This is a genomic window from Streptomyces sp. NPDC016845, assembly GCF_044332585.1.
Taxonomy (GTDB): domain Bacteria; phylum Actinomycetota; class Actinomycetes; order Streptomycetales; family Streptomycetaceae; genus Streptomyces.
Genome location: NZ_JBIRPI010000001.1, coordinates 1,118,554 through 1,130,545, shown reverse-complemented (window position 1 = coordinate 1,130,545; position 11,992 = coordinate 1,118,554). Strand labels below are relative to the sequence as shown.

Genomic DNA, 11,992 nt, shown 5'->3' with positions numbered 1-11,992 from the left:
TGCAGGTCACGGCCGGCTCAGAGCGGCGCCGCCGTCGGGCGGCCCAAGTACCAGACCGGGCCCCGGTCCGCCACGTCCAGCAGCCCGAAGCCGAGGCGGTCGTAGAAGGCCCTGGCCGCGGTGTTCGTCTGCACCATGCACAGGTGCACGCCGGGGACGCCCGCCCGGTGCAGGGCGTCGAGGAGGGCGCGCATCAGGGCGCGGCCGTGTCCTCTGCCCTGCCACGGGGGCAGCAGGTCGATGTGCAGATGGGCGGGATGGTCCCGCAGCTCCTCGCGGACCATGCGCTCCGGGGTGTGCAGAAGCACCGCCATCTCCTCGGTCGGCGTCCCCGGCTCGCCGGGCGGGGCCGGGTAGCGCGCGCCCGTCTTCGGCAGCCACTCGGTGCGGAACCGCTTGACGAACGTCTCCGTGTCCGGCACGCCCAGGACGTAACCGACCGCGTGCCCGGCGCCGTCGTCCAGGACGAACGCGAACTCCGGGGCGAACTCCACGTACGGGTAGGCGAAGATCGTCGGCAGCAGGTCGGGGTCCGGGTGGAGGGACGACGCGTCCGCGCCCGCGTTCGCCGTCCGGACACAGATGTGTGCCAGCGCGGCGCGGTCGGACGGCTGGTACGGGCGGATGAACGGTTCCCTGGGCTCGGCTGTCATGCGGGCATGATCCCAGCGGTGGGAGCGCTCCCGCAGGCGTTTTCGCACACCTCTTCGCCCCAGGGGAACAGGTCAGAGACCGAGCCGTGCCACCGCGTCGGACAGCGCCTCGCCCAGCGGCAGGGCGACCCGGTGCGAGGCGAGCGCGTCGCCGCGGCCCGCGCCCTGGTTGAGGATCAGGACCGGGGTCTTCGCCTGCGCCGCCTGGCGCACGAAGCGCAGGCCCGACATGACCGTGAGCGAGGAGCCGAGGACCAGGACGGAGGAGGCGCCGGAGACGAGGGCGCGGCAGGCCGCGACCCGCTCCTGCGGCACGTTCTCGCCGAAGAAGACCACGTCCGGCTTGAGCACGCCGCCGCAGACCAGGCAGGGGACGAGCCGGAACTCCCGGACCGCCTCGTCGGGCAGTTCCACGTCACCGTCCGGGTTCACCCGGGCCGCCGCCGCGTGGCGCTCGGCCGCCTCCTCGAACGCCGGGTTGGCCGCGCGCAGCCGCCGGTCGAGGGCGTCGCGGTCGCTGAGGTCGCCGCAGTCCAGGCAGATCACCCGGCGCAGGCTGCCGTGCAGCTCGACCACGTCGGCGAGGCCCGCGGCCTGCTGGAGCCCGTCCACGTTCTGCGTGATCACGCCGGTCACGAGCCCGGCCCCGGCGAGCGTCGCGACGGCCCGGTGCCCGGTGTTCGGCCGCGCCCGCGTCATGGCCCGGTACCCGACCTGGCTGCGCGCCCAGTAGCGGCGCCGCGCCCACTCGTCGGCCGTGAACTCCTGGTACGTCATCGGGGTGTGGCGGCGCAGCGAGCCGTGCTCCCCGCGGTAGTCCGGGATGCCCGACTCGGTGGAGAGCCCCGCGCCGCTCAGCACGAGGACGCCGCCCGCCCGCAGAGCGTCGACGACCGGTGCGAGATCGGTCGAGGCCGGGGGCAGGTCTTCGACGGGTTCCCAGGTCAGCGTGGGGCGGGTGCGCATACCCGCCAGCTTACGCAGCACCGCGCGACCTGCGCCCGGCGCACGTGATCACCGGGCGAGCGGGTACGGGTGAAGGCAGAATCGCAGACCGACGTGTTGGACACGGCCCACGCACCCCGAAAGGTCACCCATGATCGCCGCAGAGAACATCCGGGACTGGCGCGGACACGACGTGGTGGACGAGGGGGGCCACAAGATCGGCACCCTCGAGTCCGTCTACGTCGACACCGTCTCCGACGCGCCCTTCTTCGTCACCGTCACCGTCGGCCTGCCCACCAGGCGGCGGCTCGTCTTCGCGCCGCTCATGGGGGCGACGGTGGGACCGGGGCACCTCAAGCTGAACTACGGCAAGGACCAGGTCAAGGACGCGCCGTCGATCGACACCGACGGTGAGCTGATGGCCGACCAGGAATGGGCCGTCTTCGACCACTACAAGCTGCCGTTCGAGCCGGGCGCGCGCGGCGAGCGGCGGCTTGCGCGCCGCTGACGCCGTCCCGCCGCACGTCGCCCGCGCCGGGTGACGTGCGGCGGGCCCGCGGCCGCCAAAGTGACGTGGCACGAGTGTGTCCCGCCACGAGAGGACCGCGTCATGGCGCTCGTCCGTGCCGTCCCGCCGCTGGTCGGGCGCGTCCTCCAGCAGCTCGTGCACGTCAACATCCTCGACATGGCGACGCGCCTCGCCTCGCAGGCGTTCCTCGCCGCGCTGCCGATGCTCATCGCCGTGGCCTCGTTCTGCCCGCGTCCGGTACGGCGCGAGCTGCTGCATTCGCTGCGTAGCCTGATGGGCGCGGAGGGGCCGGTCATCGCGCAGGCCGTCCGGGTGACCGAGGGCGGGGACAGCACCCTGCACAGCTGGGGCGCCCTGGGCGTCCTGGTGGCCCTGCTGTCCGCCACGTCCTTCGCGCGCGCCCTGCAACGGCTCTGCGAGCGCGCCTGGCACCTGCCGCGGGCGGGTGTGCGGCTCACGGCCTGGCGGTGGGCGGTCTGGCTGCTCGCGTGGATCACGCTGCTCCTCGTGCAGGGCGCGGTGCACCAGGCGTTCGGCCTCGGCGCGGGCCTCGGCGTCGTGCTGCAAGGGCTGACGGCGACCCTGATGAGCTGGTGGACCCAGCACCTGCTGCTCGTCGGGCGGGTGCCCTGGGCGCCGCTGCTGCCGGGCGCCCTCCTCGCGGGGGTGGGCGTGGTCGCCTTCACCCTGCTCTCGCAGTTCTGGCTGCCGCGCGCGCTGCGCATGAGCATGGAGCGCTACGGGACGCTCGGCGCGGTGTTCACCCTGCTGTCCTGGCTCATCGTGTACTTCACCGTCGTGGTGTTCGGCATCGCCGTGGGCCGCACCCTGGCCCAGGAGGAGTTCCTGCGGCGCAGGCTGGGCGAGGCGGACGGCCCCGGGGCGGCGGCCTCACGCTGACGCGGCGCTCACCCGTCCGGCGCGGATCGCGTCGGCCAGCGTCCGGTGGTCCCGCTCGTTCTGGTCCGCGTAGGACTCCGCGAAGCGCGCGACGGCCTTGTCGAAGGTGTCGGAGCGGCCCAGATAGGCGGCGATCGCGATGCGGTCGCCGGAGCGCGCGTGTGCGCGCGCGAGGGTGGCGCCGCAGGTGCGGCCGAAGAGCGCCATGACGTCGGGGGCCATCAGTTCGGCCTGCGGAATGGCTTTCCAGTCCCGCAACTGCCGTACGTAGAAGTCGCGTTGCCGGCCGTCGAAGCCCTCGACGCGCTCCCAGCCCAGGAACATGTCGCCGGCCGCCTGCATCAGGCGCTGTCCGGCGACGACGCGTTCGCCCTGGTTGTCGTGGAGGCTCGGGCCCGCGGCGGGCTCCAGGACCGAGCGCTGCGCCTCCTTCGCCTGGAGCAGCAGCGGGTCGCCGTTGTCCCGGCCGAGCAGCAGGACGATCCAGCAGCGGGTGCCGACACTGCCCACGCCGACGACCTTGCGGGCCATGTCGACCACCCGGTACTGGGCGAGCAGCGTCTGCCGGTCGGCGGGCAGCGTGCGCGCGTACCGTGCGATGAGTTCCCGCAGTTGTTCCTCCAGGTGCTTGCGCTCGACGTCGGGGAGGAACTCGTCCAGGGGCGTGATGAGCGGCGGGTCGGGGGACAGCCGCAGCTCCTCGTCGACCGTGTACGCCAGCTTGGACAGCGCCTGGAGGTGGTCGCGGGTGCGGGCCTTGTCGAGGGCGCGCGACATCCTGCGGCGGGTGCGCGGATCGAGCCGTTCGGACAGGGTGGCGAGCAGCTCCTGGGCCTCGATCCGCGCGTACCAGACGTCGAGCGTGCGCATCGCGGCGAAGCTCTGCATCGACGTGCGGTACGCGGCGACGGTCGCCCGCACCACGCGGCTGCGCTCCACGTCGCGGAAGCCGTTGCCGCGCCCCGCGATCACCAGGGACGTGGCGAGGCGTTTGACGTCCCACTCCCACGGGCCGGGCAGGGTCTCGTCGAAGTCGTTGATGTCGAACATCAGGCGCCGCTCCGGTGAGGCGAGCAGCCGGAAGTTCAGCATGTGGGCGTCCCCGCACAGTTGGGCCCGCAGCCCGGTCGCCGGGGTGGCCGCCGCGAGATCGGCGGCCATGACCGACGCGGCCCCGCGATAGAAGCGGAACGGGGACTCCAGCATCCGGCCGTAGCGGATCGGGATCAGTTCGGACAGCCTGCTCGCCGACTGCCGCTCCAGCACGTCGACCGGGTCGGGGCGGTTCGCCGACGGCGTGAACTCGGCGTGCGCCGAACGGCGTACGCGGGTTCGGGCCGCCCTGCCCCGCTCCGCCCGCTCGCGCGGGGTGCCTTCGCGCGGCGGCGTTCCTTCGGGAAACGTGGTGTCGGTCATGGCGCGCTCCTTCTCCATGCGGGAACTGTGCGCCCGGCGCGGAGCGACGGCGTCACCCCGCCGGTGTGAGCTCGCGCACGGATCCCCTCCCAGGGGTGAGGCCCGGTCGGCGCGGCGGCCACAGACTCCCGGGCATGGAACCGAAGACGCGCACGACGGCCGACGCGTCGCGCGGGCAACGATGGCTGGCGCGCGCCTCGTTGGCCGCCGCCTCGGCCGCGGTCCTGGTGCTCGCCGTGTTCGCGGGCCTGAAGACCTTCGCGCTGCTCACCGTGGGCCTCGTGGGCCTCCTCGGCACTGTCGCCGCCGTGTGGTGGGTCGTCAGCCGGCGCGGGGTCACCCGGTATTTGGCCGTGCTGCTCGCGCTCGCCGCGCCGGTCTGGGTCCTCGTGACGTACACCAGGGCGCATCTCACCTGGGTCGTCCTGGTCTCCGGCGCGCTCTGGCTCCTGGCCGCGGGGGCGGGGCGCGCGGCGCTCGCCGGGCGCGTCGTCCCGGTGGCGGTTGCGGAGCGTCCGGCACCGGCGTTCCGCCGCGCCGTGCTGATCATGAACCCGCGCTCCGGCGGCGGAAAGGTCCGCCGGTTCGCGCTGCCGGAGCGGGCGGAGGCGCTCGGCGCCCGGGTGGTGCTCCTGGAGGGGCCGGGCGAGACGGACGTGTCGGTTTTGGCGCGCGCGTGCGCGCGGGAAGGCGCCGATCTGCTCGGGGTCGCGGGCGGTGACGGCACCCAGGCGCTGGTCGCGGAGGTCGCGGCCGACCTCGACCTGCCGTTCCTGGTGATCCCGGCGGGCACCCGCAACCACTTCGCCCTCGATCTGGGCCTGGACCGCGACGACCCGGCGGCGGTCCTCGACGCCCTGCGCGACGGCACGGAGCTGCGGGTCGATCTCGGCTTCGCGGAGGGGCGGCCGTTCGTCAACAACGTGTCGTTCGGGGCGTACGCCGAGGTCGTGCAGAGCCCCTCCTACCGCGACGGCAAGACCCGCACCACGCTCGGCCTCCTGCCCGAACTGCTCATGGGCCAGAAGGGGGCGCGGCTCACGGCACGGGCCGGGGCGGAGACCTTCACCGACCCGCAGGCGCTCCTGGTGAGCAACAACCCGTACGGCGACCGGGACGTCGCCGGGCTCGGCCGCCGCGCCCGCCTGGACACCGGGATGCTCGGCTGTGTCGGGGTCCGGGTCACGAGCGCCGCGCAGGCGACCGGGCTGCTGCGCGGCAACCGGGCCGCGGGCCTGACCCGGGCGACGGCCGGCGCGGTGGTCGTCGACGCCGACCAGGACACGGTCCCGGCCGGCATCGACGGTGAGGCGGTGCGGCTGCCCGTACCGGTGCGGTGCGAGATCCGGCCCGGGGCGCTGCGGGTCCTCGTGCCCCGGCGGCGGCCCGGCGCCTACCGGGAGCGTCCGGTGCTCGACTGGCGCGTCATCGGCCGCCTCGGCCTGACCCGCCGGAGCTGAACCCGGGAAGCGGCCCTACGCCCCGTACACCTTGTGCGCCACGCGATGGCCGTACATGGCCAGGGACCAGATCACCAGGACGTCGAGCGCGATGATGATGGCCGACCAGACCGGCTGGTACGGGGTGAAGAAGAAGTGCTGCATCGCGCTGCCCATCGCGACCAGGATGCCGATGGCGCGGGCCCAGAGGCGGCCGACGAAGAGGTTGAGGGCCGCCAGGAGGACGATGAAGCCCGTGATCAGTTCGATCCAGCCGCGGGCGTTGACGTCGAAGTCGAAGGCGTAGTCGCTCTGCTGCTGGTAGTAGTTCTCGCCCAGGATCGCGGAGAGGCCCGCGATCGTGTGGTACGCGCCGATGATGACCAGCACGCACACGGCGAAGACGACTCCGCCGAGCGCGACCGCACTGACGTGCGGCTCCGGTTCCGGTGCGCCGGAACGGGGCTGCTGCCGCGAGATCGGGTCCGTCATCCCGCACCTCCTCGTGTGTGTCCGGGGTGAGTCCGGAGCATCCCGCCGTCCCGGGGCGGAACCGTCACCCGCACGAGGTGATGTCGGCCACGCGCGGCGGCGGGAGGGTGCGGACGGTGGCCGAGCCGTCGCACAGGAGGTGTCGCCATGGGCGACTTCGAGATCCGGGTACGCGGCAGGATCGGCGAGGCCTTCCGTGCGGCCTTCGGGGAGCTGACGGTGGTGCTGCGGCCCGCCGAGACGGTCCTGCTCGGCTCGGGCCTCGACCAGGCCGCCCTGTACGCGGTCCTCGACCGGATCCAGGCGCTCGGGCTCGAACTCCTCGAGGTGCGGCGGCTGCCGGCCACCCCGCAGTAGGGGTCCTGTTCACAGCAGCTGGAGTTCCCGGGCCCTGCGGACCGCCGCCGAGCGGCGGGTCACGGCGAGCTTGCGGTAGACGCTCTTGAGGTGGGTCTTCACCGTGTTCACCGAGAGGTACAGCTCCGTCGCGATCTCCTCGGTGGTCATCATCTGGGCGAGGCGCGCGAGGACGTCGCGTTCGCGGGCGCTGAGCTGCTCGGTGGGGGCCGGGCGGCCGCCCGTGTGGTCCGGCACGGCGGCGACGGCGATCCTGCCGTGCCGGGTCGCGCCCAGGACGGAGGCGCAGGCCGGTGCGAGCGCGCGCAGTACCGTGCGCGGCAGCCGTGAGCCGCGCGTCAGGTCGTCGACGCTCAGCGCCGGGTCGCCCTGTTCGAGGGCGGTCGCCAGGCACCCCGCCACCGCCCGCAGCTCGCGGAGGAAGACGTCGGGGCGCCCGCGCAGCACGGCGTCCGCGCGGGCGAGTTCGTGCCGGGCCCGGGCCGGTCCGCCGCGGGCCAGTTCGACCCAGGCCCGCACGAGGTGCAAGGTCGCCTGCGAGCGTTCGGCCGCGGTCCAGCTCGGCAGGGGCGGCTGGGTGGCGTGCGCGGCGAGTTCGTCGGCGGCGCGGAAACGCCCCCGCACCGCTTCGAGCAGGGCGAGTTCGACGAGGCAGTCCCGGCGCAGGGCACCGTTCCCGGCGGCGCCCGCGGCCTTGAGCGCGCCCGTGAGCAGGGCCTCGGCGCCCTTGAGGTTGCCGGTCTGTACCTCGCGGCTGCCGCGCACCGACAGGGTCAGGGCGGCGATCTCGGGGTGCTGGGCGAGCAGCGTGTGCGGAAGCAGCGGAATGACCTCTTCCGCGTCCAGGGCGGCGGCGTGCGCCTGAGCGAGGTCACGGGAGCGCAGCCGGTCCATGCGGATCACGGCGTGGGCACAGCGGCAGCGGGCGGCACGGTCGTGCTGGTCGGCGGCGAGATCGGCGACCAGCCGGCGGGCGCGGTCCAGGTGGCGGCGGCAGGACGGGTCGTCGCCGCGCAGCCGGGCGACGGCGGCGGCGAGCAGCACGGGCTCCGGGCTGTCGCCCGCCGGTTCCTCGGGGAGCCCGCGGACGAGTTCGGCGGGCAGCCGTTCCCGGGTGAGGCCGAGGACCTGGCCGATGGCGAGGCGGTGCACGACGAGGGCGCCCGCGGGCTCCCAGTCATCGGCGGCGAGCAGGTGGCGTACGGCGTCGGCGAGGAGGCCGTGGGCGTCGAGCCAGCCGGCGGCGCGGCGGTGGAGCGGGGCGACGAGGCCCGGGGACTCGTGGCGCAGGCGCATGCGCAGCACGCCGGCGAACATCTGGTGGCAGCGGAACCAGCCCTGGCCCTCGGGTTGCAGGAAGGAGTTCTCGCGGACGAGGTCGGCGAAGTGGCCGCCCACGTCCTCACCGGCGAGCTCGACGGCGAGTTCGGCGTTGAGCCGGTCCAGGACGCTCGTCGCGAGCAGCAACTGGCGCATGCCGGGCGGTTGCAGGTCGAGCACCTCCTCGAGGAGGTAGCTGGCGATCGCCTCGTCGTCCCCGGCGAACTCGGCGACGAAGCGTTCGGGTTCGCGCCGCTTCTCCATGGACATCGCGGCGAGCCGCAGCCCGGCCGCCCAGCCGTCGGTGCGCTTGCGCAGCACGCCGACGGTCTGTCTGGGCACGTCGATGCCGTGCTGGGCGAGGAGCGCGGCGGTCTCGCGGTCGTCGAAGGCGAGGTCGGCGGTGCGCAGTTCGGTCACCTCGCTGGTGAGCCGCCCCCGGCGCAGGTGCAGGGGCGGGTCGCGGCGGGCGAGGACGACGAGGCGCAGGACGCCGGGCGCGTGCCGCAGCAGGCTGCCGACGCCGTCGGCGAGCGGGGAGCCGGGGGCGGGCTGGAAGTCGTCGAGGACGAGCACCACGGGCTCCGCGCGCTTGTTGAGCGCGGCGGCGAGCGCGGCCACGAGGAGGGGGCCCTCGCCGGTCGCGACGGCCTCGGGCACCTCCACGCGCGCGTCACGCAGCGCCCCGGTCACCCGGGGCCAGAACACGCCGGGCTGTTCGACGGGTCCGTCGCAGGCCACCCAGGCGACGGGCCCCGGCAGCGGCCTGGTGTGCGCCCATTCGAGGGCGACGGCGGTCTTGCCCGCGCCGACGGGTCCGAGGACCACGGTCAGCGGTCCGCGTACGCCTCTGGCCAGGCGGTCCGTCAGGCGGGGCCGGGGTACGAGCCAGGTGGGCAGGGCGGGGAGGTTCGGCGGCGACGCGTGCGCGGGAGCACTTGGCGGTACGGGGGACCGGGATCGGGCCTGCTGGACTTGCTGGGCCATAACAGCACCTCGCTTCGCGGCACGGTGGTACGGCTCAGGGCCCGGCTGTACGGATCGTGCCGCGGTCGCGGGGCCCGCCTTGGCGGCCTGCGGCGGCGCTCGCCCCGCTCTGGGACCGGGAACAGCACGGGCGGCCGGGTGCGCCCCGCCCCGGATGTGAGAGGTGCGCGGGGACGGGTGCCAGGCCAGTGTGGGGCCCGGGGCGGGCGGGCGGCGCACGCGGCGGCGCCATCTCACCCGGGTGAAGTTCCGGTGTGAGACGGCGCGTTCCGAGGGGCGCGATGCCGCGCTTCCCGGCGGTTTCTCAGGCCGAGTGCAGGGCCGCGACCAGTTCTTCCTCACGGTCCTTGGTGAGCGAGGTACGGATCACGGTGGGGCCGAAAGGACGTACGGCTTCGCGGACGCGGTCCGGGGTGGAGCGGCGTACGAGGGCGAAGACGGCGGCGCGGCCGGGTTCCAGGGTGGCCGCGGTCTCCTTGACGAACGCGTCGTTGATGCCGATGTCGCTGAGCCGGCCGGCGAGGGCTCCGGTCGCGGCGCCCACCGCCGCGCCGAACACCGGCATCAGGAAGAGCAGCCCGAACAGGGAGCCCCACAGCGCGCCGCCCGCCGCGCCCGTCGACGTGGTGCTGTACGTCTGGTGGATGTGGAGCTTGCCGTCCATGGTCCGCCAGGCGAGCGCGGCGTCCTCCAGGTCGAGCAGCTCCTGCTTGGAGAGGTCCTTGGCGAGCCGCAGCACGCCTTCCGCCTTTTCCTTGTCCGAGAATCCGAGCACGACGAGATCGGCCATCAGGTACTCCTCCGGTGGTTGCGTTCCGTGTTGTCCGGCGAGGACGCGGGCGCGACCGGCTCGCCGAGCCGCTCGGCCGCCGCCGCTATCTCCGTCGCCACCGCGGCGAGCGCCTCCTCGGTGAGGAAACCCTCGGCCACGGGGACTCCGCCCGCGTCGCGGATCGCTGTGCGCAGGTACTTCGCCCAGACGTGCTCCAGGAGGACGAAGGCCGCGGCCGTGCCCGGGTCGAGCGATTCGGCCATCTCCTTGACCTCGTCGACCGTCAGCCCGAAGGCGTTGCCCTCGGCGAGGCTCGGAAACGCCTCCTGGGCCTCGCGCACCGCTTCGCGGGAGATGCCGAGCAGTGCGGCGACCGTCTCCCCCATGCCCTCGGCCTGGTAGTCCAGGGTGAACAGGCCGCCGCTCGGCTCCCGGCGGACGAAGAGCATGTCGAGGACGCGGATCTGCGCGTTCGCCTCCAGGATCCCCAGCTCTTCGATGATCCGCCCTTCGAACTTGGCGTCGGGCCCGAACTCGACCGTCAGTAGCTGCACCGGTCCGATCGCAGCCATCGTGCCTCCCTTCCTCGGAAAACCGCCCCCGTCACGGTTGTCATCACAGCGCCCGCACCCCTTTCGCCGCGTCACCCGCCGCAGGTGAGGGAGGACCGCCGGGACGCGGCGACGGTGGGGGGCGGAGGTGGCGCCATGTCCCCTGAGCAGATTCCGGGCCCCGAGCGGGCACCGGAAACCGACCACGAGCTGGAACGGCTGCGCGCCGAGGTCGCCGAGCTGCGCGCCCGCGCAGGCACCGAGAGGCGGCGCGGTGCCCGGACGCTCGCGGTGCGCCGGATGCTCGCGGCGGTGCTCATCGCCCTGGTCGCCGTGGTGTCGGTCACCTCGGTGGTGGGGACGTGGGGCGCGCGGACGACGTTGAACACCGACCGCTGGATCGCCGCCGTGGGCCCGCTCCCCGATGACCCCGACGTGAACAAGGCGGTCTCCACGTATCTCGCCGACGAGATCTTCGACCAACTGGACGTCCAGCAGCGGCTGTCCACGGCGCTGCCGCCCCGGGCGTCGTTCCTCGCGGGCCCGGTCACCGGTGCCGTCCACGACTACATGCGGGAGTCGATCTCCAAGCTCATCGCGACGGACCAGTTCCAGGCGGTGTGGCGGGCCACGAACCGGTTCGCGCACGAGCGGATCGTCTCGATCCTCGACAAGAGCAACAAGAACATCCAGGTGAGGGGCGACACCGTCACCCTGAACCTGCTCCCCATGGTCAACAACCTCCTGGGCTCCTTGGAGCAGGAGCTGCCCACCATCTTCGACAAGAAGATCGACCTGCCGACCCTGTCCTCGGGCGAGATCCCGCCCGGCCTGCACGAGCGCATCGAGACCGCCCTCGGCGTCACGCTCCCCGAGGACTTCGCCCAGATCCGCCTCTACGACCGCCACGAACTGGGGTCGCTCCAGCAGGCGGTCCTGGTGTTCAAGAAGGGCCTCGTCGGCCTGCTGATCGCGGTGCCGGTGCTGCTCGCGCTCGCGCTGTGGGCCTCCCCCAACCGCCGCAGGACCGTGCTCCAGCTCGGCCTCTGGCTGGTGGTGACGGTGACCGTCCTGTCGACCGTGCTGCGCGCCGTACGCGAACAGCTGCTCGGCCAGATGCCTGAGGGCGTCTACCGCGACGGGCTCCGCGCCGCGCTGTGGACCGTGTTCACCACCCTGCGCGACCGCGGCGACCAGCTGCTGTGGCTGGGCATCGTCCTCGCGGTCGTCGCCTACCTCGTCGGTCCCGGACGGCTGCCGGTCTGGCTGCGCCGTCAGACGGCCCAAGGGGCGCGCGCCGCCGGGCAGTACGCGGCGCGGGCAGGCGAGCGGGCCGGCAAGAACAAGACGCTGCGGCCGTGGCTGGCGCGCCATGCCGACGTGCTGCGCGTGGGCGGCGCGGTCGTAGCCGTCCTGGTGGCGCTCGTGCTGTCCTCGTGGACCGCTCTGCTCGTGGTCGGCGTGGTGCTGGCCGCCTACGAGATCGCGGTCACGCTCCTGGCCCGTACGGACGCCGGTACGGACACCCGGACGGACCCCCTTACGGACGGCTCACCCCCGGGAGGTGAGGCGGCCCCCGGGACCCCCGCGAAGACTGGCGCCTCCGGCTGACCGAGGCAGGGAGAGCGCGG

General features: G+C 73.7%; 12 protein-coding genes. 5 read left to right on the top strand and 7 right to left on the bottom strand.

Annotated elements, in window-relative coordinates:
• Positions 1-17: 17 nt before the first annotated feature.
• The gene (locus ACH4RC_RS04705; RefSeq protein ID WP_398195061.1) at positions 18-653 is read right to left on the bottom strand and encodes a GNAT family N-acetyltransferase; all 636 of its coding nucleotides are present in this window, start codon (positions 651-653) and stop codon (positions 18-20) included.
• A gap of 72 nt (positions 654-725) precedes the next feature.
• A complete protein-coding gene (locus tag ACH4RC_RS04700; RefSeq protein ID WP_398195059.1) occupies positions 726-1,619 on the bottom strand; it encodes an NAD-dependent protein deacetylase in 894 nt (297 codons plus the stop codon).
• A 130-nt stretch (positions 1,620-1,749) separates the two neighbouring features.
• Between ACH4RC_RS04700 and ACH4RC_RS04695 the strand changes: the two genes are divergently transcribed.
• Both ACH4RC_RS04695 and ACH4RC_RS04690 read left to right on the top strand, forming a co-directional pair.
• Positions 1,750-2,106, top strand: coding sequence for a PRC-barrel domain-containing protein (locus tag ACH4RC_RS04695; RefSeq protein WP_398195056.1), 357 nt, complete (start codon positions 1,750-1,752; stop codon positions 2,104-2,106).
• Positions 2,107-2,208: 102 nt separating this feature from the next.
• Positions 2,209-3,027 carry a YhjD/YihY/BrkB family envelope integrity protein gene (locus tag ACH4RC_RS04690; protein ID WP_398195053.1) on the top strand — a complete coding sequence of 273 codons (819 nt, stop codon included), beginning with the start codon at positions 2,209-2,211 and terminating at the stop codon, positions 3,025-3,027.
• Here the strand turns inward: ACH4RC_RS04690 and ACH4RC_RS04685 are convergent.
• Complete coding sequence (locus tag ACH4RC_RS04685; protein WP_398195051.1) at positions 3,019-4,443, bottom strand: DUF2252 domain-containing protein; 1,425 nt, start codon at positions 4,441-4,443, stop codon at positions 3,019-3,021. The two genes, ACH4RC_RS04690 and ACH4RC_RS04685, sit on opposite strands and share 9 nt — an antisense overlap.
• A 134-nt stretch (positions 4,444-4,577) precedes the next feature.
• Between ACH4RC_RS04685 and ACH4RC_RS04680 the strand changes: the two genes are divergently transcribed.
• On the top strand, positions 4,578-5,903 hold the full coding sequence (locus ACH4RC_RS04680; protein WP_398195049.1) for a diacylglycerol/lipid kinase family protein: 1,326 nt from the start codon (positions 4,578-4,580) through the stop codon (positions 5,901-5,903).
• Positions 5,904-5,918: 15 nt separating this feature from the next.
• Here the strand turns inward: ACH4RC_RS04680 and ACH4RC_RS04675 are convergent, their stop codons facing one another.
• Positions 5,919-6,374 carry a hypothetical protein gene (locus tag ACH4RC_RS04675; RefSeq protein ID WP_398195048.1) on the bottom strand — a complete coding sequence of 152 codons (456 nt, stop codon included), beginning with the start codon at positions 6,372-6,374 and terminating at the stop codon, positions 5,919-5,921.
• 147 nt (positions 6,375-6,521) lie between these two features.
• On the opposite strand from ACH4RC_RS04675, the gene ACH4RC_RS04670 reads away from it, so the two are divergent.
• Positions 6,522-6,731, top strand: coding sequence for a hypothetical protein (locus ACH4RC_RS04670; protein ID WP_398195046.1), 210 nt, complete (start codon positions 6,522-6,524; stop codon positions 6,729-6,731).
• 9 nt (positions 6,732-6,740) lie between these two features.
• Here ACH4RC_RS04670 and ACH4RC_RS04665 read toward each other — a convergent pair whose 3' ends face one another.
• The 3 genes from ACH4RC_RS04665 to ACH4RC_RS04655 form a co-directional block, all read right to left on the bottom strand.
• Complete coding sequence (locus tag ACH4RC_RS04665) at positions 6,741-9,038, bottom strand: LuxR C-terminal-related transcriptional regulator (RefSeq protein WP_398195043.1); 2,298 nt, start codon at positions 9,036-9,038, stop codon at positions 6,741-6,743.
• 304 nt (positions 9,039-9,342) lie between these two features.
• Entirely contained in the window at positions 9,343-9,828 is a 486-nt protein-coding gene (locus tag ACH4RC_RS04660; protein WP_398195041.1) for a DUF1269 domain-containing protein, read from the bottom strand.
• On the bottom strand, positions 9,828-10,382 hold the full coding sequence (locus ACH4RC_RS04655; RefSeq protein ID WP_398195039.1) for a DUF1269 domain-containing protein: 555 nt from the start codon (positions 10,380-10,382) through the stop codon (positions 9,828-9,830). Before ACH4RC_RS04655 ends, ACH4RC_RS04660 begins: the two co-directional genes overlap by 1 nt.
• A gap of 135 nt (positions 10,383-10,517) precedes the next feature.
• Here ACH4RC_RS04655 and ACH4RC_RS04650 point away from each other — a divergent pair, with 135 nt between their 5' ends.
• A complete protein-coding gene (locus ACH4RC_RS04650; protein ID WP_398195036.1) occupies positions 10,518-11,972 on the top strand; it encodes a hypothetical protein in 1,455 nt (484 codons plus the stop codon).
• Positions 11,973-11,992: the final 20 nt, after the last annotated feature.

Coding starts and splice junctions, on each gene's coding strand:
- ACH4RC_RS04705 (WP_398195061.1), bottom strand. CDS start 653: ATGACAGCCGAGCCCAGGGAACCGTTCATCCGCCCGTACCAGCCGTCC.
- ACH4RC_RS04700 (WP_398195059.1), bottom strand. CDS start 1,619: ATGCGCACCCGCCCCACGCTGACCTGGGAACCCGTCGAAGACCTGCCC.
- ACH4RC_RS04695 (WP_398195056.1), top strand. CDS start 1,750: ATGATCGCCGCAGAGAACATCCGGGACTGGCGCGGACACGACGTGGTG.
- ACH4RC_RS04690 (WP_398195053.1), top strand. CDS start 2,209: ATGGCGCTCGTCCGTGCCGTCCCGCCGCTGGTCGGGCGCGTCCTCCAG.
- ACH4RC_RS04685 (WP_398195051.1), bottom strand. CDS start 4,443: ATGACCGACACCACGTTTCCCGAAGGAACGCCGCCGCGCGAAGGCACC.
- ACH4RC_RS04680 (WP_398195049.1), top strand. CDS start 4,578: ATGGAACCGAAGACGCGCACGACGGCCGACGCGTCGCGCGGGCAACGA.
- ACH4RC_RS04675 (WP_398195048.1), bottom strand. CDS start 6,374: ATGACGGACCCGATCTCGCGGCAGCAGCCCCGTTCCGGCGCACCGGAA.
- ACH4RC_RS04670 (WP_398195046.1), top strand. CDS start 6,522: ATGGGCGACTTCGAGATCCGGGTACGCGGCAGGATCGGCGAGGCCTTC.
- ACH4RC_RS04665 (WP_398195043.1), bottom strand. CDS start 9,038: ATGGCCCAGCAAGTCCAGCAGGCCCGATCCCGGTCCCCCGTACCGCCA.
- ACH4RC_RS04660 (WP_398195041.1), bottom strand. CDS start 9,828: ATGGCCGATCTCGTCGTGCTCGGATTCTCGGACAAGGAAAAGGCGGAA.
- ACH4RC_RS04655 (WP_398195039.1), bottom strand. CDS start 10,382: ATGGCTGCGATCGGACCGGTGCAGCTACTGACGGTCGAGTTCGGGCCC.
- ACH4RC_RS04650 (WP_398195036.1), top strand. CDS start 10,518: ATGTCCCCTGAGCAGATTCCGGGCCCCGAGCGGGCACCGGAAACCGAC.